General features: G+C 57.1%; 18 protein-coding genes and 1 pseudogene. 16 read left to right on the top strand and 3 right to left on the bottom strand.

The genetic code is table 11. The features are described from left to right. The 6 genes from sucB to ADB02_RS02580 form a co-directional block, all read left to right on the top strand. On the top strand, nt 1–1,056 hold a 1,056-nt coding region (sucB, locus tag ADB02_RS02555), incomplete at its 5' end, for a 2-oxoglutarate dehydrogenase, E2 component, dihydrolipoamide succinyltransferase (protein WP_049189577.1). Between the two features lie 569 nt (nt 1,057–1,625). After that, complete coding sequence (locus ADB02_RS02560; protein ID WP_016423042.1) at nt 1,626–3,251, top strand: inorganic phosphate transporter; 1,626 nt, start codon at nt 1,626–1,628, stop codon at nt 3,249–3,251. A 152-nt stretch (nt 3,252–3,403) separates the two neighbouring features. Next, the gene (gene lipB / locus ADB02_RS02565) at nt 3,404–4,207 is read left to right on the top strand and encodes a lipoyl(octanoyl) transferase LipB (RefSeq protein ID WP_049170215.1); all 804 of its coding nucleotides are present in this window, start codon (nt 3,404–3,406) and stop codon (nt 4,205–4,207) included. Nucleotides 4,208–4,216: 9 nt separating this feature from the next. Further along, entirely contained in the window at nt 4,217–5,275 is a 1,059-nt protein-coding gene (gene lipA, locus ADB02_RS02570; protein WP_049189578.1) for a lipoyl synthase, read from the top strand. 93 nt (nt 5,276–5,368) lie between these two features. After that, entirely contained in the window at nt 5,369–6,148 is a 780-nt protein-coding gene (locus ADB02_RS02575; RefSeq protein WP_049170211.1) for a DUF4191 domain-containing protein, read from the top strand. A 267-nt stretch (nt 6,149–6,415) separates the two neighbouring features. Next, nucleotides 6,416–8,035 carry an aspartate:alanine exchanger family transporter gene (locus tag ADB02_RS02580; RefSeq protein WP_172954657.1) on the top strand — a complete coding sequence of 540 codons (1,620 nt, stop codon included), beginning with the start codon at nt 6,416–6,418 and terminating at the stop codon, nt 8,033–8,035. Between the two features lie 2 nt (nt 8,036–8,037). Here the strand turns inward: ADB02_RS02580 and ADB02_RS02585 are convergent, their stop codons facing one another. Next, nucleotides 8,038–8,556 carry an RDD family protein gene (locus ADB02_RS02585; RefSeq protein WP_016423046.1) on the bottom strand — a complete coding sequence of 173 codons (519 nt, stop codon included), beginning with the start codon at nt 8,554–8,556 and terminating at the stop codon, nt 8,038–8,040. A 404-nt stretch (nt 8,557–8,960) separates the two neighbouring features. Between ADB02_RS02585 and glnA (ADB02_RS02590) the strand changes: the two genes are divergently transcribed. The 6 genes from glnA (ADB02_RS02590) to ADB02_RS02615 all read left to right on the top strand — a co-directional run bounded on the left by glnA (ADB02_RS02590) (nt 8,961) and on the right by ADB02_RS02615 (nt 15,722). Then, the gene (glnA, locus tag ADB02_RS02590) at nt 8,961–10,397 is read left to right on the top strand and encodes a type I glutamate--ammonia ligase (protein WP_048732575.1); all 1,437 of its coding nucleotides are present in this window, start codon (nt 8,961–8,963) and stop codon (nt 10,395–10,397) included. A gap of 953 nt (nt 10,398–11,350) precedes the next feature. Then, nucleotides 11,351–12,523: a tyramine oxidase subunit B gene (locus ADB02_RS02595; protein ID WP_048732577.1), complete on the top strand. Its 1,173-nt coding sequence runs from the start codon at nt 11,351–11,353 to the stop codon at nt 12,521–12,523. Between the two features lie 72 nt (nt 12,524–12,595). Further along, nucleotides 12,596–14,053, top strand: coding sequence for a type I glutamate--ammonia ligase (gene glnA / locus ADB02_RS02600; RefSeq protein WP_049170204.1), 1,458 nt, complete (start codon nt 12,596–12,598; stop codon nt 14,051–14,053). A 162-nt stretch (nt 14,054–14,215) separates the two neighbouring features. Continuing rightward, entirely contained in the window at nt 14,216–14,410 is a 195-nt protein-coding gene (locus ADB02_RS02605; protein WP_048732581.1) for a PspC domain-containing protein, read from the top strand. Nucleotides 14,411–14,462: 52 nt separating this feature from the next. Beyond that, complete coding sequence (locus tag ADB02_RS02610; RefSeq protein ID WP_049189580.1) at nt 14,463–14,753, top strand: PspC domain-containing protein; 291 nt, start codon at nt 14,463–14,465, stop codon at nt 14,751–14,753. Nucleotides 14,754–15,062: 309 nt separating this feature from the next. Then, the gene (locus tag ADB02_RS02615; RefSeq protein WP_049189581.1) at nt 15,063–15,722 is read left to right on the top strand and encodes a hypothetical protein; all 660 of its coding nucleotides are present in this window, start codon (nt 15,063–15,065) and stop codon (nt 15,720–15,722) included. A gap of 83 nt (nt 15,723–15,805) precedes the next feature. Here ADB02_RS02615 and ADB02_RS02620 read toward each other — a convergent pair whose 3' ends face one another. Both ADB02_RS02620 and ADB02_RS02625 read right to left on the bottom strand, forming a co-directional pair. Next, nucleotides 15,806–16,423: a DNA-3-methyladenine glycosylase I gene (locus ADB02_RS02620; protein WP_049189582.1), complete on the bottom strand. Its 618-nt coding sequence runs from the start codon at nt 16,421–16,423 to the stop codon at nt 15,806–15,808. 52 nt (nt 16,424–16,475) lie between these two features. After that, the gene (locus tag ADB02_RS02625; RefSeq protein WP_049189583.1) at nt 16,476–17,393 is read right to left on the bottom strand and encodes a 2-dehydropantoate 2-reductase; all 918 of its coding nucleotides are present in this window, start codon (nt 17,391–17,393) and stop codon (nt 16,476–16,478) included. 261 nt (nt 17,394–17,654) lie between these two features. Between ADB02_RS02625 and ADB02_RS02630 the strand changes: the two genes are divergently transcribed. The 4 genes and pseudogenes from ADB02_RS02630 (at nt 17,655) to ptsP (ending at nt 22,880) form a co-directional block, all read left to right on the top strand. Beyond that, the gene (locus tag ADB02_RS02630; protein ID WP_049189584.1) at nt 17,655–19,775 is read left to right on the top strand and encodes a glucose PTS transporter subunit IIA; all 2,121 of its coding nucleotides are present in this window, start codon (nt 17,655–17,657) and stop codon (nt 19,773–19,775) included. A 65-nt stretch (nt 19,776–19,840) separates the two neighbouring features. Continuing rightward, a pseudogene (locus ADB02_RS11720) lies at nt 19,841–20,656 on the top strand (PRD domain-containing protein); the annotation flags it as partial. Between the two features lie 177 nt (nt 20,657–20,833). After that, complete coding sequence (locus ADB02_RS11725; RefSeq protein WP_224433282.1) at nt 20,834–21,100, top strand: HPr family phosphocarrier protein; 267 nt, start codon at nt 20,834–20,836, stop codon at nt 21,098–21,100. Nucleotides 21,101–21,188: 88 nt separating this feature from the next. Then, complete coding sequence (gene ptsP / locus ADB02_RS02640; protein WP_049189586.1) at nt 21,189–22,880, top strand: phosphoenolpyruvate--protein phosphotransferase; 1,692 nt, start codon at nt 21,189–21,191, stop codon at nt 22,878–22,880. Nucleotides 22,881–23,252 lie beyond the last annotated feature (372 nt).

Raw genomic sequence — 23,252 nt, forward strand, 5'->3', positions numbered from 1 at the left:
AAGGCTGAATCCAAGCCGGAGCCAAAGAAGGAAGAGCCAAAGGCAGAGTCCAAGCCGGAGCCAAAGAAGGAAGAGCCGAAGAAGGAGACTCCGAAGGCTGAGGCTCCGAAGGCTGAATCCAAGCCTTCCGCTAACAAGGACGTTCCTTACGTCACCCCGCTGGTCCGCAAGCTGGCTGACAAGCACGGCGTTGACCTGACTAAGGTCGAGGGCTCTGGAATCGGCGGCCGCATTCGTAAGCAGGATGTTCTGCGCGCTGCCGAGGGCGGCCAGGAGACTACTGCTGAGTCCGGCTCCAACTGGTCCACCAAGGGCGTTCGCCCTGAGCTCGCTGAGCTGCGCGGCACCACCCAGCGTGTCAACCGCATCCGCGAGATCACCGCTGCCAAGACCCTCGAGTCTCTGCAGACTTCCGCACAGCTGACCCAGGTCCACGAGGCCGATATGACTGCCATCTGGGATTTGCGCGCTACTAAGAAGGCTGAGTTCGGGAAGAAGCACGGCGCAAAGCTGACCTTCCTGCCATTCTTTGCAAAGGCAATCGTTGAGGCTCTGGTCAGCCACCCGAACGTCAACGCTTCCTGGAACGAAGAGACCAAGGAGATTACCTACCACGAGCAGGTCAACCTGGGTATCGCTGTCGATACCGAGCGGGGTTTGCTCTCCCCGGTCATCCACAACGCTCAGGATATGTCCCTGCCGGAGCTGGCTGCTGCTATTGCGGACATCGCAGACCGCGCTCGCAACAACAAGCTGACCCCGAACGACCTGTCCGGCGGCACCTTCACCATTACCAACATCGGCTCCGAGGGCGCTCTGACCGACACTCCGATTCTGGTTCCGCCGCAGGCCGCAATGGTCGGCACCGGCGCGATTAAGAAGCGCGCAGTAGTCGTCACCGAGAATGAGGCAGATGCCATTGGTATTCGCGCCATGGTCTTCCTGCCAATTACCTACGATCACCGCCTGATCGACGGCGCTGATGCAGGTCGCTTTATGACGACCGTTGTTGACCGCCTCGAGGTTGCTAACTTCGAATCGGATCTGCAGCTCTAAGCAGCTTGCTCCCTTCCTGGGGTAGTAGCGCCGCGGGAATCTAGCTGGCTTGCTAGCAGGAGGTTCTGCCTCTTCCCTGCCCGCGTTAGTCGCACTTTGCGGCTGACGCGGGTATTTCTTTTGCCGCATTCGTCCCGCAGTTGAACCTAATCAGCGATTCCTTCAAATGCGCAGGCCCCCTATTCTTGGCTAGTGCTCAGATTTCACGTAGCCACACATAGCTAGCAAAGGCTCCATCGGCACAAAGAATTAACGTGCTGTTATTGCGCCGTTAAGCCATTAGCAGACAGCGGGAGGGTCGAACCGAAAGCAAAGCTGCAAGTAGCAAATGCGCATACTTTTTGTCCTGCCGAAATGCGAGAACACCACACACCCCCGCACACAGTTCCGGCTATCGCTTTCAGCTACACCGACGAGAGCTGAAGATAGCGATAATTAAATTCATTATTTGTTAACCTCGCCGTCACCTAGTTAGCAATTAGCCTTTACCAATCTAAGAAATCATTAGACAGCAGGCTTCTTTGGCGTGCCTATTTTTGCTCTCTGTACGTAACTTAGAAAGGTGGAGCATGTCCTCGGCTCCAGCGAATACTAGTTCGTCGACCGGGACCACATCATCTGAGCAATCGAGCTCCTCAGATAAGTGGTGGCACCTCTTCTTCGGCGGGCTTCTCGCAATCAACATCGTAATTTTTGTCTTCTGGGCTTATGACTTTGTGGGCCCGCAGGCAAATACGGCAATCCTTCTGATTACCATCGCGTTCGCCGTCTTCATGGCGTTCAACATCGGCGGTAACGACGTTGCTAACTCCTTCGGTACTTCAGTCGGTGCCGGCACCCTGAGCATGAAGCAGGCGCTTGTTGTCGCTTCAGTCTTTGAGGTTTCGGGCGCCGTCCTCGCTGGTGGCGAGGTTACTGACACCGTCCGTTCCGGCATTGTGGACCTGAACGCAATCCACGGTTTGGACCCGATGGAGTTCGCCTTCATCATGATGTCCGCGCTTCTCGGCGCGGCAGTGTGGCTCCTCGTTGCCACCCGCATGGGTTGGCCAGTTTCCACTACCCACTCCATCGTCGGCGGTATCGTCGGTGCCGCACTGACGGTCGGTTTTATCACCGGCAAGGGTGGCTGGAGCATGGTCCAGTGGGATCAGATCGGTCAGATCGCCGTTTCTTGGGTCCTCTCTCCGCTCCTCGGCGGTTTGGTCGCGTTCCTCCTGTTCGGCGGCATTAAGAACTCGATTCTCGTCTACAACGACAAGGCTTCCAAGCAGCTGCAGGCCATCCACCAGGAAAAGGCGGACCTCAAGGCGCAGCACCGCGACGACTTCGAAAAGCTCCCTGAGCACGATCAGATCTCGTACACCAACGCGATGCTTCGCGACGCGACGACGATGCGTGACAACGACTGGACTCCGGATGACCTGGAGTCTGAGTACTTCCGCAAGCTCGTCCACATCGAATCCAAGGTTGATGATGTCCGCGCTCACCGTGCGCTGGAAGCTTGGGTTCCGGGTCTAGCAGCCCTGGGCTCTATTGTCATCTCCGCGATGATGCTGTTCAAGGGTCTGAAGAACCTTCACCTAGGGCTTTCCAGCCTGGACAACTTCCTGATTATGGGCATGATCGCCACCGCAGTGTGGCTTGCCGTTTACATCTTCGCGCGTACTTTGAAGCGTCAGGATTTGGATCGTTCCACCTTCCTGCTGTTCAGCTGGATGCAGGTCTTCACCGCTGCTGCGTTCGCTTTCTCCCACGGCTCGAACGACATCGCTAACGCGCTTGGCCCGTTCGTGGCAATTCTGGATGTTCTCCGTACCAACGAGATCTCTTCCGAGTCCGGCGTCCCGCTGGCAGTCATGACCACCATGGGTGTCGCTCTCATCTCCGGTCTGTGGTTTATCGGCCGCTTCGTTATCAAGACCGTCGGATCCGGCCTGACTGAGATCCACCCAGCATCGGGTTTTGCCGCAGAGCTTTCCGCTGCTGTGGTCGTTATGATTGCTTCCCTGCTGGGTCTGCCGGTTTCCTCCACCCACATTCTGATTGGTGCCGTTCTCGGTGTCGGTATCGTTAACCGTGCCGCTAACTGGAACCTGATGAAGCCGATTGGTTTGGCCTGGGTTATTACCCTTCCGGCCGCTGCAGGTATCTCGGCAATCACCGTTTCCATCCTCCGCGTCGTCTTCGGCTAAGCCCACAAAAGCACGCCACTTTTACCCCGGTGGTCACTTTCTAGTGACCACCGGGGTATTTTTACGTCTGGCGCTATCCAAGTAAGTTTGGCGCTATCCAAGTAACAAGTAATCTGAGGCCTACAGAATTTCGGCGTATCCTATAGGCCACCATGACTGCCCCAAGAAAACCTTTTACTCGCGCAGATAAATCCATTCGGGAATCAAGCTCCGACATCGAGATTCAACATCTCGGCCTTGTCGACTACGAAGAGACCTGGCACCTACAGGCAGACCTTGCTGCCAAGCGTGCGAAAGACCTAATTCCAGATCAGGTTCTCGTGCTTGAGCACCCGAGTCTTTACACAGCAGGAAAGCGCACCCAGCCGGAGGACCGTCCTACCAATGGGTTGCCGGTCGTCGATGTCGACCGCGGTGGCCGCATCACCTGGCACGGCCCGGGCCAGCTTGTGATGTATCCCATCATCAAGCTCGCTCAGCCGGTCGATGTGGTGGACTACGTCCGCAGACTGGAAGAAGCCCTCATTCAAACCGTTCGCCGAGCCGGCATCGCGGCTGCTGGCCGCATCGATGGCCGCTCGGGGGTATGGGTTCCCGCATCAAACGGACTGAGCGACCGAAAGATTGCGGCACTGGGAATCCGCGTGACCCATGGTGTAACCATGCACGGACTCAGTCTGAACTGCGACAACTCTATGGAGTTCTACAACTACATCATCCCGTGTGGCATCTCCGATGCTGGAGTGACCACCCTATCCCGGGAGCTTGACCGAAATGTTAGCGTGTCAGAGATGACAGAGCCGCTTCTGGCAGATTTGCAAGATGCTTTGGAAGGCCGTTTGACCGTTGCCGACCATTCCTTCGGCTCCGCGCCCGACCCCACGAAGGACCTGCCACACCGGGTGAAGCACAACTCCACCACCGGCATATTCGAGTACTCATCAACAAAAGAGTAGGATGAAACTGTGACTGTTAAGCCAGAAGGACGTAAGTTACTGCGCGTCGAGGCACGAAATGCCGAGACCCCTATCGAGAACAAGCCCCGGTGGATTCGCAACCAGGTTCGTCCGGGCCCCAGCTACAAGGACATGAAAAACCGTGTCTCGGGTGCCTCTTTGCACACGGTCTGTCAGGAGGCTGGCTGCCCGAACATTCACGAATGTTGGGAAGACCGCGAGGCCACCTTCCTCATCGGCGGCGATAAGTGCACCCGCCGCTGCGACTTCTGCCAGATTAACTCAGCCAAGCCCGACCCATTGGATAAGGATGAGCCGCGTCGTGTTGCGGAATCCGTCCGCGAGATGGGTCTTCGTTACGCCACTATCACCGGTGTCGCCCGCGACGATCTGCCCGACGGTGCATCCTGGCTCTACGCTGAGACCTGCCGCCAGATCCACGAACTCAACCCGAATACCGGAGTCGAGCTCCTTGTCGATGACTTCCGTGGCGACGAATCTGCAGCACAGCAGGTATTCGACGCCAAGCCCGAGGTTTTCGCCCACAACGTGGAAACGGTGCCGCGTATCTTCAAGCGCATCCGCCCCGCATTCCGCTACGAGCGTTCCTTGGAACTCATCACTCGCGCTCGCGAAGCTGGGCTAGTTACCAAGTCCAACCTCATCCTGGGCATGGGCGAATCCTACGACGAGATCATCTCCGCTATGCAAGATTTGCACGATGCCGGCTGCGATATTCTGACAATCACTCAGTACCTCCGCCCCACTCCACTGCACCATCCAATTGAACGTTGGGTTAAGCCGGAGGAGTTCGTCAAGCTCTCCAAGACCGCTGAAGAGATGGGCTTTGCCGGCGTCATGTCCGGCCCGCTGGTCCGCTCTTCCTACCGCGCTGGACGGCTCTACGCCCGCGCACTGGCGCACCGCGGTCAGGAGCTGCCTGCGCATCTGTCCGCGCTTGCCGACGACAACGACAACAACCTCGCGCTTCAGGAAGCCTCGACTCTGCTTGACCGCTATGGCGCATCGGAGGATACGCCAGTCACTTCGGCTATTCCGGCTTCCTAGAGGCTGACGGCCACAGCGCCGTCGTAAAGCGAAACGGCGCTACGGCGCGGTCTATTGCCTAAAACTACATCGCATGCCCTAAAGTTGGTGATTATGGCGACCAATGATGCGAAAGAAATGAAGAAGGCGAACCGCGCCGCCAAGCGCGCTCAGCGTAAGCAGACTCGTAGCCAGATGTGGCAGGCGTTTAAGCTGCAGCGCTCGCGGGACAACAAGCTCGTGCCTTACATGGCACTGGGCTTCTTCGGTCCGATCATCCTGCTGTTACTGATTGGTCTGCTCATTGGTGGAGTCTGGCCCTGGATTCTGACGATTATTGGTATTTCGATCGGCTTTATGGTCGCGATGTACATCTTCTCTAAGCGTCTTGAGGCCTCCTTCTACACAGAGGCGGAAGGCCAGGCCGGCGCTGCAGCGTGGACGCTGGACAATATGCGTCAGGGCGTTGGCTATGTCTGGCACGTCAAGACCGGTGTTGTCGCTAATCAGCACATGGATGCTGTTCACCGTGTTATTGGTAACGCCGGTGTTGTGCTGGTCGGTGAAGGTGATCCGAACCGCGTCAAGCAGATGATTGCTCGTGAGAAGAAGTCGCTGGCACGCATTGCGGGCGAAGCGCCGATTTACGACATGATTGCTGGTAGCGACGAGGGCCAGGTCCCGCCGAAGAAGCTGCAGCGCGAACTCATGCGTTTGCCGCGCAACCTGAATAAGGATCAGGCCAACGCTCTGAATGAGCGCATCCAGTCGATGGACCGTATTCGCGATGCGCGCGCGAACATGCCCAAGGGTCCAATGCCGAAGGGCGCTAACCCACAGGCCGGCATGAACCGTCGTGCGCGCCGTGCCGCCAATCGCGGCAAGAAGCACTAGAGGTTTTAGCTAGGTTTCACCAGGGTCGGTTGCTCGGGCAACCCGCCGAGGGGCAATCTAGGTTGAAGCAGAAAAAAGGGGCTTTCGGGCCCCCTTTTTTTGTGCTTTAAAGCTTTAAAACGATGCCTAAAGCCATGTCTTCACACACAGTTATTGATGTCTTGTTGAAGTGATTGCTCTCACTTATCACGCTGTCAGCAAAGGTCGTATCCTTGCTGGAAACAATGCTTAATGAAGATTACTGCTAGTTGTGCCACCATGGGATATGTGCAACTCTTGGCTGAAAATGAACTCTTAGCGCTTCTAGTGATTTTGTTTCTTGGCCTGGCAATTGGCCAGATCAAGATCTTCGGCTTCAAGCTTGGCGTGGCTGCCGTCCTCTTCGTCGGCCTTATCCTCGCGACTATTGAGCCGGAAATTCAAATCTCCCCGTTGATTTACATCGTGGGCCTGGCATTATTCGTCTACACCATCGGGTTGGAGGCGGGCCCCGAGTTCTTCAGCTCGTTACGCTCGCGCGGTATCAAGCACAACCTGTTCGGCATTGGTGTGCTCGCAGTTGTCACTATCGAGTCTTTCTTGCTGATCAAGTTTTTGCCTATCGACCCGGTGGAGGGCGCAGGCGCCTTCACAGGCGCCCTGACCAACACCCCGGCTATGGCCGCAATCGTCGATGCTCTTCCTAGCCTCATTTCGGATAAGGGCGAGCTGGCCGCTGCCCACGATATGCCGGTGATTGGTTACTCCCTGGCCTACCCAATCGGCGTGCTGGCAGTGATTGCCTCTATCGGTATTATGTCGAAGGTCTTCCGCGTCGATCACGACCAGGAAGCTATTGACGCAGGTGTCGCCGCGCTTCCGCTACATACTCGGGACATCAAGATTCTCAAGGACGACCTGCCTTCCATCACTGACCTTCCGTCGAAGTTCGGTTTGGACATTACGGTTTCGCGCATTGAGTACAAGGGCCACCTCTACATTCCGTCTCCGGGTGACACTGTCTCCGTCGGCGATATTATTTCCGTCGTCGGTACAGAGGAAGAAATTGCTCGTGCCGCCGAGTACATTGGCGAGCTTATGCCGGGTGATCCGACACACGACGGTCGCCTGGACTTCCGTCGCATCTTCGTCTCTGCATCTGACGTGGTCGGTGTACCCATTGCGGAACTTCAGACTCGCATGGACGGCATAATCATTACGCGTATTCGCCGCGGCGACCACGACATCGTCGCAGAGCCAAACATGCGCCTAGAGCTTGGTGATCGCGTCCGCGTAGTTGCACCGCCAGAGAAAATCAAGGACGCAACAAAGTTCTTCGGCGACTCCTACAAGAAGCTTTCCGACGTCAACCTCTTGCCCCTCACCCTTGGGCTTACGCTGGGTGTCTTGGTGGGTCTCATCAAGATTCCGCTTCCGGGCGGCAGCTCGCTCGCCCTGGGATCCGCTGGTGGTCCACTGGTTGTGGCGCTGATTCTGGGTGCTGTCGGTCGCACTGGCCCGTTGGTCTGGCCTATCCCCTACTCGGCCAACCTGGCGTTCCGCACCATGGGTCTAGCACTGTTCCTGGCAGGTATCGGCACCACTGCCGGTAAGGGATTCCAGGCTGCGTTGTCTGACCCGGCATCACTGACAGTTCTGGGTCTTGCCGCCATCATCGCGTTTAGCTCCGCACTGTTGACCCTCATTGTCGGTCACCGTGTGCTGAAGATTCCATTCGGCCAAACTGCGGGTATCCTCTCGGGCTTGCAGACTCACCCGGCAGTGCTCTCATACGTCAACGACCAGGCCAAGAACGAGTTGCCGGCAATGGGATACACAACGGTGTATCCAATGGCCATGATCATGAAGATTATTCTCGCCCAGGTCCTGGTCGTGTTGGTGCTATAGCGCTAACCCAAAATGACGGCCGTGCCAGTGGCACGGTCGTGCATGCCGCGCATATCCGAGTCGGTGATTGCTGGCGGCAGCAAGAAAAGAGTAAGCAAGCTGCGGAAGAAGGCACGAACAAAGCCAACTCGCTCGCCGGGCTTGTCCACGCGAGCGACACCCATCTTCATCATCCACTGGCCCGGAGTGCGGGCGAACAGCCAAACCGACACCGTGCCAATAATGAGGAAGACAACTGGCGAATAGGTCGCAAGGAATGACTGCCAGGCGATAAACGAATCCCCGAACTGGTCAATCTGCGCCTCGCTCGGGCCGAAGAACATCGAAAAAGCGCCGGCAATCATCAAGGAAATAATCCAGTCAATGAGAATGCCGCCGACGCGACGCATCAACGTCGCTTGCGATCCTGGGCCATCGGGGGCAAGACCCAATGCCTGGCCGGGATAGTCCGAGAGCTTGTCCGGATTATCGAACTCTCCCGGAATCTGAGGGCCATCTAGCCAACTGTGCTTTTCTTCCATGTGTTCATAGTCTAATGCAGCAATCCGGCTATCAAATCACGGGCTGGGACAGCCATTCAGCGCGTGCGGGGGTAATCCGGGGGCGATGTTGCGTCGCCTTTTCCATTTTCTTATCAGCACGGGAGCTAAAGGCGCGTCGTAAAGCGTGTGTGACATGAATGCGCAGGGTATTGCCTTGTTTCCACAAATAGATAACCTGCTCCCTATTTGCGTAACCTGTTCCGTATTGGCGAATTTCTCACGCACCATGCCAGAAATTCGTGGTTCTAATTCCAGAATGAATGCGTGGTTCGTTAAGCTTGAAGGCGTCAACCGGCCAGTCCTTGACAGCGCGGCAGGTGCACGAAACATCGTGCAAGAATTCCCTACTGCGTACTAAACAAGGCCAACTAAGGAGACCGCACATGTCCTTCAAAACTCCCGAGGAAGTAGTCGCGTATATCAAGGAAGAGGGCGTCGAGTTCGTCGACGTCCGCTTCACGGATGTTCCCGGCATCGAGCAGCACTTCACCATCCCGGCATCCGCATTTGACGAGGACGCGATGGCCGAAGGCCTGGCATTCGACGGTTCCTCGATTCGTGGTTTCACTTCCATCGACGAGTCCGACATGGCACTGCTGCCCGACCTGAGCACCGCGCGCATTGACCCGTTCCGCAAGGCAAAGACCCTGAACGTCAAGTTCTTCGTCCACGATCCGTTTACCCTCGAGCCGTTCTCCCGCGACCCGCGTAACGTCGCGAAGAAGGCGGAGGAATACCTCATCTCTACCGGCATCGCCGACACCTGCTTCTTCGGCGCTGAGGCGGAGTTTTACATCTTCGACAACGTCAAGTTCGAGACCGACACCAACCGCGGCTTCTACGAAGTTGATTCCATCGAAGGCTGGTGGAACCGCGGCAAGGACCAGAACCCGGACGGCTCTGCAAACCTGGGTTACAAGACCCGTCTAAAGGGCGGCTACTTCCCTACCGCTCCGTACGACCACTACCAGGACCTGCGCGACAAGATGTGCCTGAAGCTCGCTGACGCCGGCTTCGACCTGGAGCGCGCCCACCACGAGGTCGGCACTGGTGGCCAGCAGGAGATCAACTACAAGTTCAACACGATGTTGCACGCTGCAGACGACCTGCAAACCTTCAAGTACATCATCAAGAACACCGCCTGGGAAGAGGGCAAGTCCGTCACCTTTATGCCGAAGCCGCTGGCTGGCGACAACGGCTCGGGCATGCACGCTCACCAGTCGCTGTGGAAGGACGGCAAGCCACTGTTCCACGATGAGGCCGGTTATGCAGGCCTGTCGGACATCGCTCGCTGGTACATCGGCGGCATCCTGCACCACGCAGGTGCGGTACTGGCCTTCACCAACCCGACCCTGAACTCCTACCACCGCCTGGTCAAGGGCTTCGAGGCTCCGATCAACCTGGTCTACTCGCAGCGCAATCGCTCTGCCGCTGTTCGCATTCCGATCACCGGCTCCAACCCGAAGGCAAAGCGCATCGAGTTCCGCGCCCCGGACCCGTCGGGCAACCCGTACCTTGGCTTCGCTGCCATGATGATGGCCGGACTGGACGGCGTGAAGAACCGCATCGAGCCGCACGCTCCGGTCGACAAGGATCTCTACGAGCTCCCGCCGGAGGAAGCTGCCGACATCCCGCAGGCTCCGACCTCTCTCGAGGCCGCACTCGAGGCCCTGCGCAATGACCACGAGTTCCTGCTCGAGGGCGATGTCTTCACCGAGGACCTCATCCAGACCTACATCGACTACAAGTACGAAAACGAGATCGAACCGGTTCGCCTGCGCCCGACTCCGCAGGAATACGAAATGTACTACGACTGCTAAAGTTTTCGCTTCACGACGGCCACAGCGAGCAGCCTCCATTGCTCCTCATGGCCGCCCAACGAGCTTGTTAGATGCCGCCTGACCACAGTTAATGTGGCCAGGCGGTTTTTCGTTGCGGTCATGCTGGCTGCGGGCGCCTGGGCCCGCATACGCGCGTATGTGAGCACGAATTTGTGCGCAGTTCCGGGCCCCTCCCCTGAACAGGGCCATACACCACCACAAAAGGGCCGCGACTCCTGCACGAGTAGAGTTGCACGCTCTCGGCCCCAGTCTTATCGATGCAATATTCACTTGTCGATGCGCTATAGCGTGGCCATAAGTGAACAGCGCATCGACAAGTGACAGGGTGGGGAGGATACCGTGCGCATAAGTGCCGGACAGCCGTCGATAAGTGACGAAAAATCGTCGATAAGTGAAGGAAAATCATCGATAGTGCCAGAAAACTGGCCATAAGTGCGAGGGGCGCTAGGGACAACACGAGGGACGGATGCGAGGGACACCGCAAGGGGGCGGACACCAAGAGCGGATGGGGCATGCTGCGAAGGTAGGACGCCAGGCAATCACGCCCGTTGAACCAGAAATGTGTCGCAACTTAATGACATGTGACAAAGTTCATAAACATTGATGCGTGGGAGGATAATTCACTCATCTGTAATCGTTCTCAAAAAGTATCAATTGTGCATGTCGAAGTAGTTATTACGGGCAACTTATTGACGGAAATTGGGCTCTGTCGCTGTGACCGTCGTAAAGCGGGAATGTCGTGCTGAAAACTGCGTAAACGCCCCTACGCTGTGGTTTTTCCGTATGGTGGTACGCCATACCCCTCGGAAATGGCGACTCGAGAGCCCACGCCGAGGCGATTTGATTGATTCTGGAGAGCATGCATCTGGAATTTCTTAAGCAGAGCCGCCGCATAGGGTGGCCGATGAACATTAAGAAGGATTTGAGCATTCTTGACTAACGAAAACGCTGCCAACCCAGAAAACTCAACTCGCATTGATTTTCTCTACCTCAGCGAACCGGACATGGTTGAAGCTGGTGTCACGGATTTCGCCAAGTGTGTTGAGACCATGGAAGAAACCCTGATTCTGCTGGCTGACGGCGACTACCGCATGGCCGGTGCTTCCGCTAACTCCCACGGTGCCCAGATCAACTTCCCGGATAACCCAATCCATGAGGGTATGCCGGCAAATGGCCCTGACCGTCGTTTCATGGCAATGCCCGCTTACCTCGGTGGTCGCTTCAACGGCGCAGGTGTGAAGTGGTACGGCTCCAATGCCGATAACCGCCAGAACGACCTGCCACGTTCGATCCACCTGTTCATTCTCAACGATGCAATTACGGGTGCCCCGAAGGCTGTCATGTCGGCAAACCTCCTGTCGGCATACCGCACTGGCGCTGTTCCGGGTGTCGGCGTCAAGCACCTTGCCGTCGAAGACGCCGAGGTCGTTGGCATCATTGGCCCGGGTGTTATGAGCCGCACCATTCTCGGCTCTGCCATGTCGCAGCGTCCGGGCATTAAGAAGGTCAAGGTCAAGGGCCGCTCCCAGGCCTCGACTCAGAAGGCTGTCGATTGGATTAAGAACGAGTTCCCGCAGCTGGAAGAGGTCCGTATCGTCGAGACCGAAGAAGAGGCCATCCGCGACTCCGACATCCTCATCGCCGGCACCTCGACTTCCTCCGATGGTCCGGCCGGTTTCCCGTACTTCAAGAAGGAGTATCTGAAGCCCGGCGCGCTGCTGCTCATGCCGGCCGCTGCACGCCTCGACGACGACTTCGTGCGTTCCGACGACTGCAACCTCGTCGTTGACTACACCGGCCTGTACGAAGAGTGGTTCAACGAGAACGGCCCAGACGTGACCTATGAGCGCTTGCTCGGTATTCCGGGTAACCGCTGGTGGGACATGAAGGAAGAGGGCACCCTTCCCGCCGAGAAGCTTGTCAACATTGGTGATATCGCTTCCGGTAAGGCTCCGGGTCGCCAGAACGACGAAGAAATCTTCTGCTACTCCATCGGAGGCATGCCAGTCGAGGACGTCGCCTGGGCCACCGATGTCTACGACAACGCCCTGGCAAAGGGCATCGGCACCAAGCTGAACCTGTGGGATGTTCCGCTGCTGAAGTAGTAGTGACCAGTAATTTCAACACCACGATTAGTAAGCTCAACAAGCTAGACGCGAAGTAGGCGAGTTTTACCAATGGGTAAGTTCAAACCCAGCAGTGACCAGACAACTCCGGAAGGAATCCAACGATACATCCGGGACAATGACATTCGCTGGGTAGACGTCCAGTTCACCGACGTTCCCGGCATCGAACAGCACCTAACCGTTCCGGTATCCGAGTTTGATGAGGACTCAGCCTACGAAGGCCTCGCCTTCGACGGTTCATCCATTGCGGGTTACACCTCGGTGGATAATTCCGACATGATGCTGCTGCCAGACCTGGACACGGCTTTCATCGACCCGTTCCGTAAGTCGAAGACGCTGAACATGAAGTTCTTCGTCCATGACCCGCACACCCGCGAGCCGTTTAGTCGCGACCCGCGCAATATTGCCCGTAAGGCCGAGAACTACCTGAACGAACTGGGCTTCGCCGATACCTGTAATTTTGGCGCTGAGGCAGAGTTCTACATCTTCGACTCCGTCCGCTACGACTCCAGTTCAAACAAGTCATTCCACGAGGTGGATTCGGTTGAGGGCTGGTGGAACTCCGGGGTGAAGGTAAACCCGGACGGATCGCGCAACCTCGGCCACAAGGTGCGCACCAAAGGCGGCTACTTCCCTACTGCTCCGTATGACCACATGCAGGATCTTCGTGACGAAATCGGCGAGCACCTGCAGGATGTTGGCTTCCATGTTGAGCGCTCCCACCACGAGATGGGTTCGGGCGGTCAGCAGGAGATTAACTATCGTTTCAATACTCTGCTGCACGCCGCCGATGACATGCAGACTTTCAAGTACGTGGTGAAGAACACCGCCAAGTTCAACCAGAAGTCCGCTACCTTCATGCCGAAGCCGTTGGCCGGCGATGGCGGCTCTGGTATGCACATCCACCAGTCACTGTGGAAGGATGGCAAGCCACTATTCCACGATGAGAACGGCTACGGTGGCCTGTCCGACATGGCGCGCTACTACATTGGCGGCATCCTGAAGCACGCCGGTGCAGTCCTGGCTTTCACCAACCCGACGATGAACAGCTACCACCGCCTGGTTCCGGGATTCGAGGCTCCCGTCAACTTGGTCTACAGCCAGGAGAACCGCTCGGCCGCCATCCGAATCCCGATTACCGGCGCAAACCCGAAGGCCAAGCGCATCGAGTTCCGCGCTCCGGACCCGTCGGGCAACCCGTACTTGGCTTTCACCGCCGCAATGATGGCTGGTCTCGACGGCATCAAGAACCGTATCGAGCCTGGCAAGCCGATTGACAAGGATCTCTACGAGCTGCCACCAGAGGAACTCAAGGACGTCCCTACCGTCCCGCATTCGCTGGAGGGTGCGCTGAAGGCGCTGGAGGAGGACCACGAGTTCCTGCTCGCCGGCGATGTCTTCACACAGGATCTCATCGACGCGCATATCCGCTACAAGTTCGATCAGGAGATTATGCCGGCACGTCTGCGCCCGACGACGCAGGAGTTCGAGCTCTACTACGACTGCTAGCATTCGCCCCGTAAAGCTCGCTTAACGACGCCCACACCGCTACCCCACCTAACCGTATTGGGGTAGCGGTGTTTTTAGCTGGGACACGCTGTTTTTAGTCGGCACATTTAGTAGAGCTAGCACCACTGCGAACTAAACGGATTGGGGCTACCCTTGATTGTTATGAACAACAAGTCACTGACCCGTTCCACCAATAACAAAATGGTTGCCGGTGTGCTCGGTGGGTTCGCTGAGTATTTCAACTGGGATGCGACTTTGCTGCGCGTTATATTTGTCGCGTCTTTCCTGATGCCTGGTCCGCAGTTTCTTCTCTACCTCGCAGCATGGATTATCATGCCGAAGGAAACTTACGTATAAGCGCGGTCGACCGAAAAATGCCTAAATAGCCATACCTTGGAGTTTTTATCTGATGAGCGACGCCGCTCCCGAAAAGTCCACCAAGAAAACTTACCGCTCGCGTAATGACCGCCTCCTCGGTGGCGTCCTCGCAGGAATCGCGGAAAGCCAAGGCTGGGATATCACTTTCACACGAATGGTCTACATCATCCTTCCCTGCGTTGGATCGATGATTGGCTGGAAGATTGGCGCTGGATTCCTAGCTCTTTACCTCTTAGCCTGGTTCGTCCTGCCAGATGGCGAGTACACGCTTGACGACGATGCCCGCGGCTCCAACCACGCAGAGAAAGAAAATAAGCAATAAACGTCAAGCTTAATAAGATTGATACCTTTCCGTTACTCGCAACGCCCTCACCAGCACTATTCCAATTTCGCAATCACGCAAATTCGGTAACAAATAGAGCATAGAGTGCACAGACTCGCGCCATTTGACTTGCACAGGCCCCAGAATTACCTAGTGTTCTTTCTGTACGGCTTTGAAGCCACACCATCTTCGAATGTCCGATATTCAAAAGAATTGTCAATTTCTCTTTGAATTTAATTCGGACAAATAGTGGAAGATGCCAATAATTGAATAGGTAACTTAGTTAGCTCTCAAGAAAGTGGTTTTGAAATGCAGAACAAGAAGATGACCCGTATCGCTACCGCAATCGTTGGCTCCGCCGCCCTACTCGGCGGCCTGGCTGCATGTTCTTCCGATGATGCAAAGGATGCTGCTAACAACGCCAAGGATCAGGCTGGCCAGGTAGCAACCGACGCCACTGATAAGGCTGGCGACGCTATGGACGGCGCTAAGGACAAGGCCGGCGACGCAGCTGATGGCGCTAAGGACAAGGCTGGCGAGGCTGCTGATGGCGCTAAGGACAAGGCCGGCGAGGCTATGAACGGTCTGGGTCTGGGCGACGCTGCTGGCGAGGATGTGGCAGAGGCTGACCTGCCTGAGTCCATCACCGAGGCAGCTTCTTCCTTCACCTCCCCGTACGATGCTGAGGCTGGCGAGTTCAAGTCCGCTAAGAAGGTCGGCGACGCAGTTGCCGCTGAATACGAGAACGTCACCTTCGTTGAGTCCCCGGAGACCAACGGTGCACAGCCGCTGATCGGTAAGATTCGCGAGACCTGGGTTGCCAACGGTGCACTGGAAAACGAGATTGGTCTGCCGACCGCACCGGAGTCGGAGATTGAAAACGGCTGGGAGCAGCCGTTCACTAAGGACACCATGAAGTGGACCTCTGAGGACGGCCAGAACTACTCCGACTCCTACGAGAACAAGTAGTTCTACACGAACCGAAAGATTTTGAGCGTGCCGGGTGGCACGCTCTTTTTCTTTCCCCCTAGCTAGTTAAATCCCCCTTTCCCCTAGCCAAAAACGCCAGAGGCACCGCGCCGATGTGCGCCAACAATGTTGATATCGACAATCCCCACGGCAGCCATTGATGCAAAGACCGTGGTGGGGCCTACGAACTTAAAACCAGCTTTCTTCAATGCCTTGGCAAGCGCCTTGGACTCCTCGGAGTAGCTGGGCACCTCTTCGATTGAACGTGGCTCGGGAGACTTCTCCGGTTTAAACGACCACATCAACTCGGCTAAGCCGCCGTTTTCACGCAGAGCAATCGTCGCCGCGGCGTTATTGATTACCGCGGTAATCTTCCTGTGATTCCGAATGATTCGTTCATCATTCATCAATCTTTCGACATCTTCGTCATCGAAATCAGCAACCGCATCGGGGTCGAAGTTCGCGAAGGCTTCCTGAAACGCGGGCCGCTTCTTCAGCACTGTCTCCCACGACAACCCCGCCTGAAATACCTCCAGGCTGAGCCGTTCGAATAGTCCTTGCTCATCGCGCACCGGCATCCCCCACTCGGTGTCGTAGTACTCTCTCAGCAGCTCACTGTGAGCAGCCCATGCCGGTCGAGCCAATCCATCCTCACCGATGATGAGCCCATTGTTTTCCGTGTAGTCCGATCCAATTTTCATCAGTCTTTCCAATCCCCCAATTCCGGTTTGACTTAGCTGAGCACCGCAGCTCTTAATTCTTATGCTTGTGTTGACGCCCAACCAGAGCGCCATACACCAGATCCAGCGTCGGCGTTTCCACTTTCGCCTTCTGCCCCATCCGGCGGATTGCGCCAATCTGGGCATCGAGCTCATTGGTAAGTCCCGCGGTGTAGTCGCGCTGCATCGACGAGGTGTTGTCGTACCCTTGAGCATCAGTAAAGGCCAAGGTCCGCGACACGATGTCCTCTGGCAGCGCAACGCCGCAGGCTCGACCGACTGCCTCGGTTTCTTCAAACATCCGCGTCAAGCTGTCGCGCATTTCCGAACGCAAGTAACCAATCGGACTATCAGCCAGGGCACCTAGGGCACCGAGGTTAGCCACGAACATCGCTTTTGCCCAGATATCGACCCAGATATCCGGGAGCTGTTCGCCACCGAGCCCAGCCATGTGCAATGCCTCGATAACTGCCCCGACCAGGTCATTAGTGGAGTCATCGAATGTGCCGATGTTCAGGCTCATCGGTCCTGGTCGGAAGGTGACTTCTGCCGGGCCAGTGTGGATAAAGAAACCGCGGATAACACCCGGGAACACCTTGTCCTCACCGAACCGCCCCGCTGCCAAATAAGGGATTTCCACCGAGTTATGGGTGGTCACCACTGCTGCACCAGCCGGAACTTGCGGGAAAGGATCGTTGCCCGGCAGCGCCTTGGTTGCCGCAATCACAACATCGACGTCGACGCCATCGGCAGTGAGTTCACCCCAATTGTCGGCTGCTTTGACGGGGATAATGCTGCGTTCCCCGTGCTCGTCGATAAGCGTGAGCCCCACCTCACGAAGACGTGTCAGGGTCTCGCCGCGGGCGAGAAAGACGACATCATAACCCGCTTGCACGAGGCGACCGCCAAACCAGCCGCCGACAGCTCCTACACCTAAAACTCCAATCCTCATAGCTGCCACCTTACGACTTCCGCACTGAGCGCGAAATAGGTTGCATGCGGTTGTCCACAGGCAATCCAGGCTATCCCCAAATGTGAAATTTGAGCTTGAATTACTACCTTGTCAAAACTATGTAAAGCGGAGTAGGGTCGAAGTTAATAGATATCAACCCAGGGTTGTTACTCTTTTGAGGCAAGACCTGAGGCCCACAGTTTGTGGTGCCTCGGGTCTTTTTGCGTTTAACGGCCCTGCTTACTGTGAAGGAAGGTCACGATGGGGTCGTCAAAAGATTCCAGCGCGAGGGCAATAGTTGAAAACCTCGGTGGACCCGGAAACATCACAAGCATGACGCACTGTGCGACGCGTCTGCGTTTTGAACTCGGTGATGTCTCCAAGATCAACGAGGACAAGATTGACAAGGTGCCGGGCGTACTCGGTGTCGTTCACCAGGGCGATAACCGCTACCAGGTCATCTGTGGCGGTGGCGTCGAATCGATGTACACGGCAATTAAGCATCTACCGGAAATGAAGGGCGCCGGCGCAGTCGCCACTAAGTCCGACGCAGACGTTAAGGCAGAAGCTCGCTCGAAGGCACGCGGCAAGTACTCCTGGTTGGACAACTTCTTCGAGTACCTCTCCGATTCGTTCCGCCCAATCCTGGGCGTGCTGTTGGGCGCATCGCTGATTATCGCTATTGCCGCGGTTCTCGACGGTCTGAACATCGTCGACTTCCGCGCTGAGGATAAGTCCGCTACTTGGATCTTTGTTGACGCCATGTGGCGCAGCGTCTTCTACTTCCTGCCAATCATGGTCGCCTACAACGCAGCGAAGAAGCTGCGGGTAGATCCATGGCTGGGCGCAGCCATCATGGCTGCCCTAATGACGCCGGAGTTTATGAGTCTGCAGGATACCGATCGCTTCTCGGACACCATCAAGACAGTCAACGAGGAACTCGGTACCGAAACTTTCACCGCCAACATCTTCGGCCTGCCAATGCAGCTCAATGACTACGGCGGACAGGTCTTTGTACCGCTGATCATGGTCGCCATCCTGGCAGTGGTCTACCACGGTTTGAAGAAGATCTTCCCGGAGAATGTGCAGATGGTCTTCGTGCCGTTTATCTCCATGTTGATTATGATTCCGCTGACCGCTTTCCTCATCGGCCCACTGGGAATCTGGCTGGGTAACGGCATCGGCTCCGGCCTGGCATGGATGAACTCGAACGCACCGTTTGTGTTCGCAATTCTCATCCCGATGCTCTACCCGTTCCTGGTGCCACTGGGTCTGCACTGGCCACTGAATGCGCTGATGCTGGTCAATATCCAGACTCTCGGCTACGACTTCATCCAAGGCCCGATGGGTGCCTGGAACTTCGCCTGCTTCGGAGCAACTGCCGGTGTGCTGGTTCTTTCCATGCGCGACCACGACACTCAGATGCGCCAAACTGCAACGGGTGCACTCGCTGCCGGTCTCTTCGGTGGTATCTCCGAGCCGTCCCTCTACGGTATTCACCTGCGCTTCAAGCGGATTTACCCGCGCATGCTGCTCGGCTGTTTCGCCGGCGGTCTGACTATCGCCATCCTGTCGGCTCCGTTCGGTGGTGTGACAACCAACGCCTTCGTCTTCACCTCCCTCATCACCACTGTCGTGTTCAAACCGATGTGGGTCTACCTGATTTCCGTCGCCGTGGCATTCTTCGTCGCCATGTTCGCCATCATTCTCACCGACTACCGCACGCCGGAAGAGAAGGCTGAGGCCGAGGCCGCACGCGCCGCAGAGCTTGACGACGAACCCAGCGACGCCACCCCACACGCTGCCACCAGTGGCTCCGATTCGGCTCCAGCTGAGGCTTCCGGTGACGCTGGTACCAACGCCGAGGCTGCCGCACCGGCTGCTGCGGCAGCTGGCGCCGGTGGTGTCGCAACTGCCGTTGATACCAAGCCTGTACAGGTGCAGGCCCCGGTTGCCGGTGAGGTTGTCAGCCTTGCTGAGGCCGGCGACGCGGTCTTTGCCTCCGGTGCTCTCGGTGACGGTGTCGGTATCAAGCCGACCAGTTCTACCGTGGTCGCACCCGTATCGGGCACGTTGATGACTGTGGCAAAGACCGGTCACGCCTTCGGTATTAAGACCGATGACGGTGTAGAGGTACTCGTCCACGTCGGTATCGACACGGTCAAGATGGCCGGTGAAGGCTTCGATGTCCAGGTTTCCAAGAAGCAGCACGTCGAGGCCGGCGATGTTCTTGCCGAGGTCGATTTCGACAAGGTCAAGGAAGCTGGCTACCCAACCACGACACTGATGACCATCACCAATACCAAGAAGCTGACCAAGGTTTCCCCGGTCACCGGCATCTCCGTCCAAGCCGGCGACACGGTCATCGAAGTTCAGCCATAATTGATTTCTAGAAGGCATACCGGCCTGAAATCCCTCAACTTATGGAGGAGTTCACGGTTACCGACATGGAAATCCTGAGAGTATTCAATAACAACGTGGTTCTGGCCAAGGACGCGACCGGCGAGAAAATCATCACCGGCCGCGGCATTGGCTTCAAGGCCCTCCCGGGGCAGCCGGTTGATTCGAGCAAAGTTGTTCGCATCTTTGTCCCAGCGGAAGGCCGTGATCCGGACCATATTGCCACGATGCTCACAGAAATTCCGCTGGCTCACATGACTCTTGTGACCGATGCGGTAACCGCAGCCGGCCTGCCGGAATCAATGACGAAGAACGCTTCCCTCCTTGTGGCGTTAGCCGATCACATTGGTTTCGCCATCATGAGGGCAGCTAACGGGCAGCGAGCAGATTACCCGCTGCTCGCGGAAGTCAGCCAACTTTATAGTGAAGAATACGCGCAGGCGCAGGCGATTTTGTCGCATATCAATCGCGCTCTCAATGACCGTCGTATAGCACCATTGCCCCGTTCCGAAGCAGTGGCTATTACGTTGCACCTGGTCAACGCCGGGTTTGCCACGGGTGATTTGAGCTTCACCTACACCATGACGGGCGTCCTGCAGCAGCTGCTCACAATCATTGAAAGTGATTTTGGCATCACGCTGGAGCCAGAGACTGTCAATGTGGGGCGCTTCATCACACACCTGCGCTACCTGTTCGTCCGGATTGCCAAGCATGAGCAGTTGAAAGATCACTCCTCCGCTATTGGCCAGGCCATCCGTGACTCCGCCCCAGAGGCGTTTCGCTGCGCACAGCGTATCTCCGCAGTCATTGAACTGCGTCTGGGGTCGGGGTTGACGGAAGACGAAGTTTCCTACCTCACCCTGCACATTGCACGCATTGTGCAGGCAGCGGCTGTATCTCCCACCGCCTCCAGGGTTTCCCGGAGCGTTCGCGACGTTGATGCTAAGCAAGCACCAGCGGGCGGCGCACCCGCGGTGGGATGTACAGGCACTGTGCCTGAGTCAGAAAATTTCACATATTCGACCCGAAAGGATTCAACCATGATTACTCGTACCGCTACCATCGGTTCCTCCGTAGGCCTGCACGCTCGCCCGGCTTCCCTGTTCACTCAGGCTGCTGCTGAGTACGACTACGACATTGTCATTTCCCTTGACGACGAAGAGGCCGATGCCGCCTCGATCCTGGAGGTCATGACCCTCGGCGCTAAGCACGGCGACGAAGTCACGCTGAGCTGCGAGGACGACTCCGCAGCTGCAGCTCTGGACGAGCTTGCAGCCATGCTCGAGCGCGACCTTGATGCCGAGTAAGCCCAGCTAGAACGCTCCTGGATAACACCACGGCACACCACGACCGACGAGTATCCCCGCAGAGGTCCCGAAAAGGAGATCGGAAGCAATGAACGAGCAGCACACTGTCATCTATGGCATCGGTGTCTCGACCGGTACGGCCAGCGCTGAAGTAGTAAAGGTACTCCCCGCCCCGGGAGTTGATACTCAAGAGCCGTCGTCGACCGATCCCGTCGCCGATGGTGAGCGCGTCCGCGCGGCGATGGCCAACGTCGCAGAGTCGCTGAAGAAGCAGGCTGAGCACTCCAGCCCGCAGGCACGCCCGATTCTGGAGGCCACTGCGCAACTGGCTTCCGACAGGGCGCTCGCCAAGGCCGTGGTGAAGAAACTCAAGGCGGGCTCCGGCATCACCCAGGCCGTTCACGATGCCGTTGAAGACTACGCGCAGCTCCTAACCAGTCTCGGTGGCTACATGGCTGAACGTGTCACCGACCTCTACGATGTTCGCGACCGCACAATTTGCGAGCTGCGTGGCCTGCCAAAACCGGGCGTCCCGGATGTCTCCACCCCAACTATTCTGCTTGCCGACGATCTCGCGCCCGCCGAAACCGTGGGTCTTGACCCCGGGTTGGTCGTAGGCATTGCCACCGCCGGTGGCGGGCCGACCAGTCACACGGCTATCCTCGCAGCACAGCTGGGCATTCCAGCCGTCGTTAAGGCGAAGGGCGTCATGGAACTCGAGGCCGGTACCTTCGTCGCCATTGACGGCGGCGCCGGTGAGGTAATTGCGAATCCGACCGCCGATGAGGTCGCCGCGTTGGAAGAGCGCGCTCGACGCCGGGAAGCAGCCCTGGCGCAGTCTGTGGGCGCAGGCAAGACCGCTGATGGGTACCCCGTGAATCTGCTGGCCAACATTGGTACGGCGGAGGATGGTGAGTCTGCAGCAGCGCAGGACAATGAGGGCACCGGCCTGTTCCGTACTGAGTTCCTTTTCCTCGACCGCGACAAGGCTCCGAGTTTGGAGGAACAAACGGAAACCTACACTCGTGTGCTGAAGGCATTCGGTGAGCGACGCGTGGTTGTGCGCACGCTGGATGCGGGTGCGGATAAGCCGCTGAGCTTTGCCGACCTAGGCGAGGAAGAAAACCCGGCGCTGGGTCGCCGCGGACTGCGCCTGTCGCAGGCTCGGGAAGATTTGCTGGATACGCAGCTGGATGCACTCGCCGCTGCGTTTGACGCCACCGGCCGTAAGGCTGACCTGCGGGTTATGGCTCCGATGATCGCAACGGTCGAAGAAACAAAGTGGTTTGCAGACAAGGCACGGGAGCGTGGCCTGCCGAAGGTCGGCATCATGATTGAGGTCCCCGCAGCAGCAATTCGCGCGAAGCAGCTGCTGTCCATTGTGGACTTTGCCTCCATTGGTACTAACGACTTGTCGCAGTACACTATGGCGGCCGACCGTATGCAGGGGGCTCTGGCGGATCTCCTATCGCCATGGCAGCCGGCTGTGCTGCAAATGATTAAGTCCGCATGCAAGGGCGGCAATGCTACCGGCAAGCCCATTAGTGTCTGCGGTGAAGCCGGCGGTGACCCGCTGCTGGCACTGGTCCTGGTGGGACTCGGCGTGAGCTCGCTGTCCATGGCTTCCAAGAAGGTGCCGGCCGTCCGCGCCGCTCTCCGCCTCCACGACCGCGCTACCTGCCAGCAGATGGCAGCATACGCTGTCGATGCCGAAACTGCAGCCGATGCGAAGGCCGCAGTGACCGCGCTGGTGGATCCGAAAGTGAAGGATCTGCTGTAGAGCAGACGGAATTAGTACTAAGCCTGGCGTACACACGCTGTCAGCGTAAACGTGTGCGCCAGGCTCTTTCTCTTTTGTTCGCTGCCCCATCACAGGCAGCAAACTTTCTGGGAAATTTCTTGATTTTCCCTCTCTCGAACGCCCCATTAGGATAAATAGAGTGCCTTCGTCGGCACCACCAACGCCGTCGAAGCCCCTTAATAATTCAAATAAAGACGGCTCATACAAGCCGCAACTTAATTCACGCATCAGGCTCCACCCAGCCCGTGAAAATTCACAATTTCACATTAAGAGTGTCAGTTTTCGACATCGTGGCCTTTCATCTACATGGGCACACGAACTGCAATTGCGCTGCTGTAACGGGCGTTTGCG

It is taken from the genome of Corynebacterium sp. 212_CJEI (genome assembly GCF_001055915.1).
GTDB lineage: Bacteria > Actinomycetota > Actinomycetes > Mycobacteriales > Mycobacteriaceae > Corynebacterium > Corynebacterium jeikeium_D.

Coding starts and splice junctions, on each gene's coding strand:
- ADB02_RS02605 (WP_048732581.1), top strand. CDS start 14,216: ATGAACAACAAGTCACTGACCCGTTCCACCAATAACAAAATGGTTGCC.
- ADB02_RS02625 (WP_049189583.1), bottom strand. CDS start 17,393: ATGAGGATTGGAGTTTTAGGTGTAGGAGCTGTCGGCGGCTGGTTTGGC.
- ADB02_RS02575 (WP_049170211.1), top strand. CDS start 5,369: ATGGCGACCAATGATGCGAAAGAAATGAAGAAGGCGAACCGCGCCGCC.
- ADB02_RS02615 (WP_049189581.1), top strand. CDS start 15,063: ATGCAGAACAAGAAGATGACCCGTATCGCTACCGCAATCGTTGGCTCC.
- ADB02_RS02620 (WP_049189582.1), bottom strand. CDS start 16,423: ATGAAAATTGGATCGGACTACACGGAAAACAATGGGCTCATCATCGGT.
- ADB02_RS02585 (WP_016423046.1), bottom strand. CDS start 8,556: ATGGAAGAAAAGCACAGTTGGCTAGATGGCCCTCAGATTCCGGGAGAG.
- ADB02_RS02630 (WP_049189584.1), top strand. CDS start 17,655: ATGGGGTCGTCAAAAGATTCCAGCGCGAGGGCAATAGTTGAAAACCTC.
- glnA (WP_048732575.1), top strand. CDS start 8,961: ATGTCCTTCAAAACTCCCGAGGAAGTAGTCGCGTATATCAAGGAAGAG.
- ADB02_RS11725 (WP_224433282.1), top strand. CDS start 20,834: ATGATTACTCGTACCGCTACCATCGGTTCCTCCGTAGGCCTGCACGCT.
- ptsP (WP_049189586.1), top strand. CDS start 21,189: ATGAACGAGCAGCACACTGTCATCTATGGCATCGGTGTCTCGACCGGT.
- ADB02_RS02610 (WP_049189580.1), top strand. CDS start 14,463: ATGAGCGACGCCGCTCCCGAAAAGTCCACCAAGAAAACTTACCGCTCG.
- ADB02_RS02560 (WP_016423042.1), top strand. CDS start 1,626: ATGTCCTCGGCTCCAGCGAATACTAGTTCGTCGACCGGGACCACATCA.
- lipB (WP_049170215.1), top strand. CDS start 3,404: ATGACTGCCCCAAGAAAACCTTTTACTCGCGCAGATAAATCCATTCGG.
- glnA (WP_049170204.1), top strand. CDS start 12,596: ATGGGTAAGTTCAAACCCAGCAGTGACCAGACAACTCCGGAAGGAATC.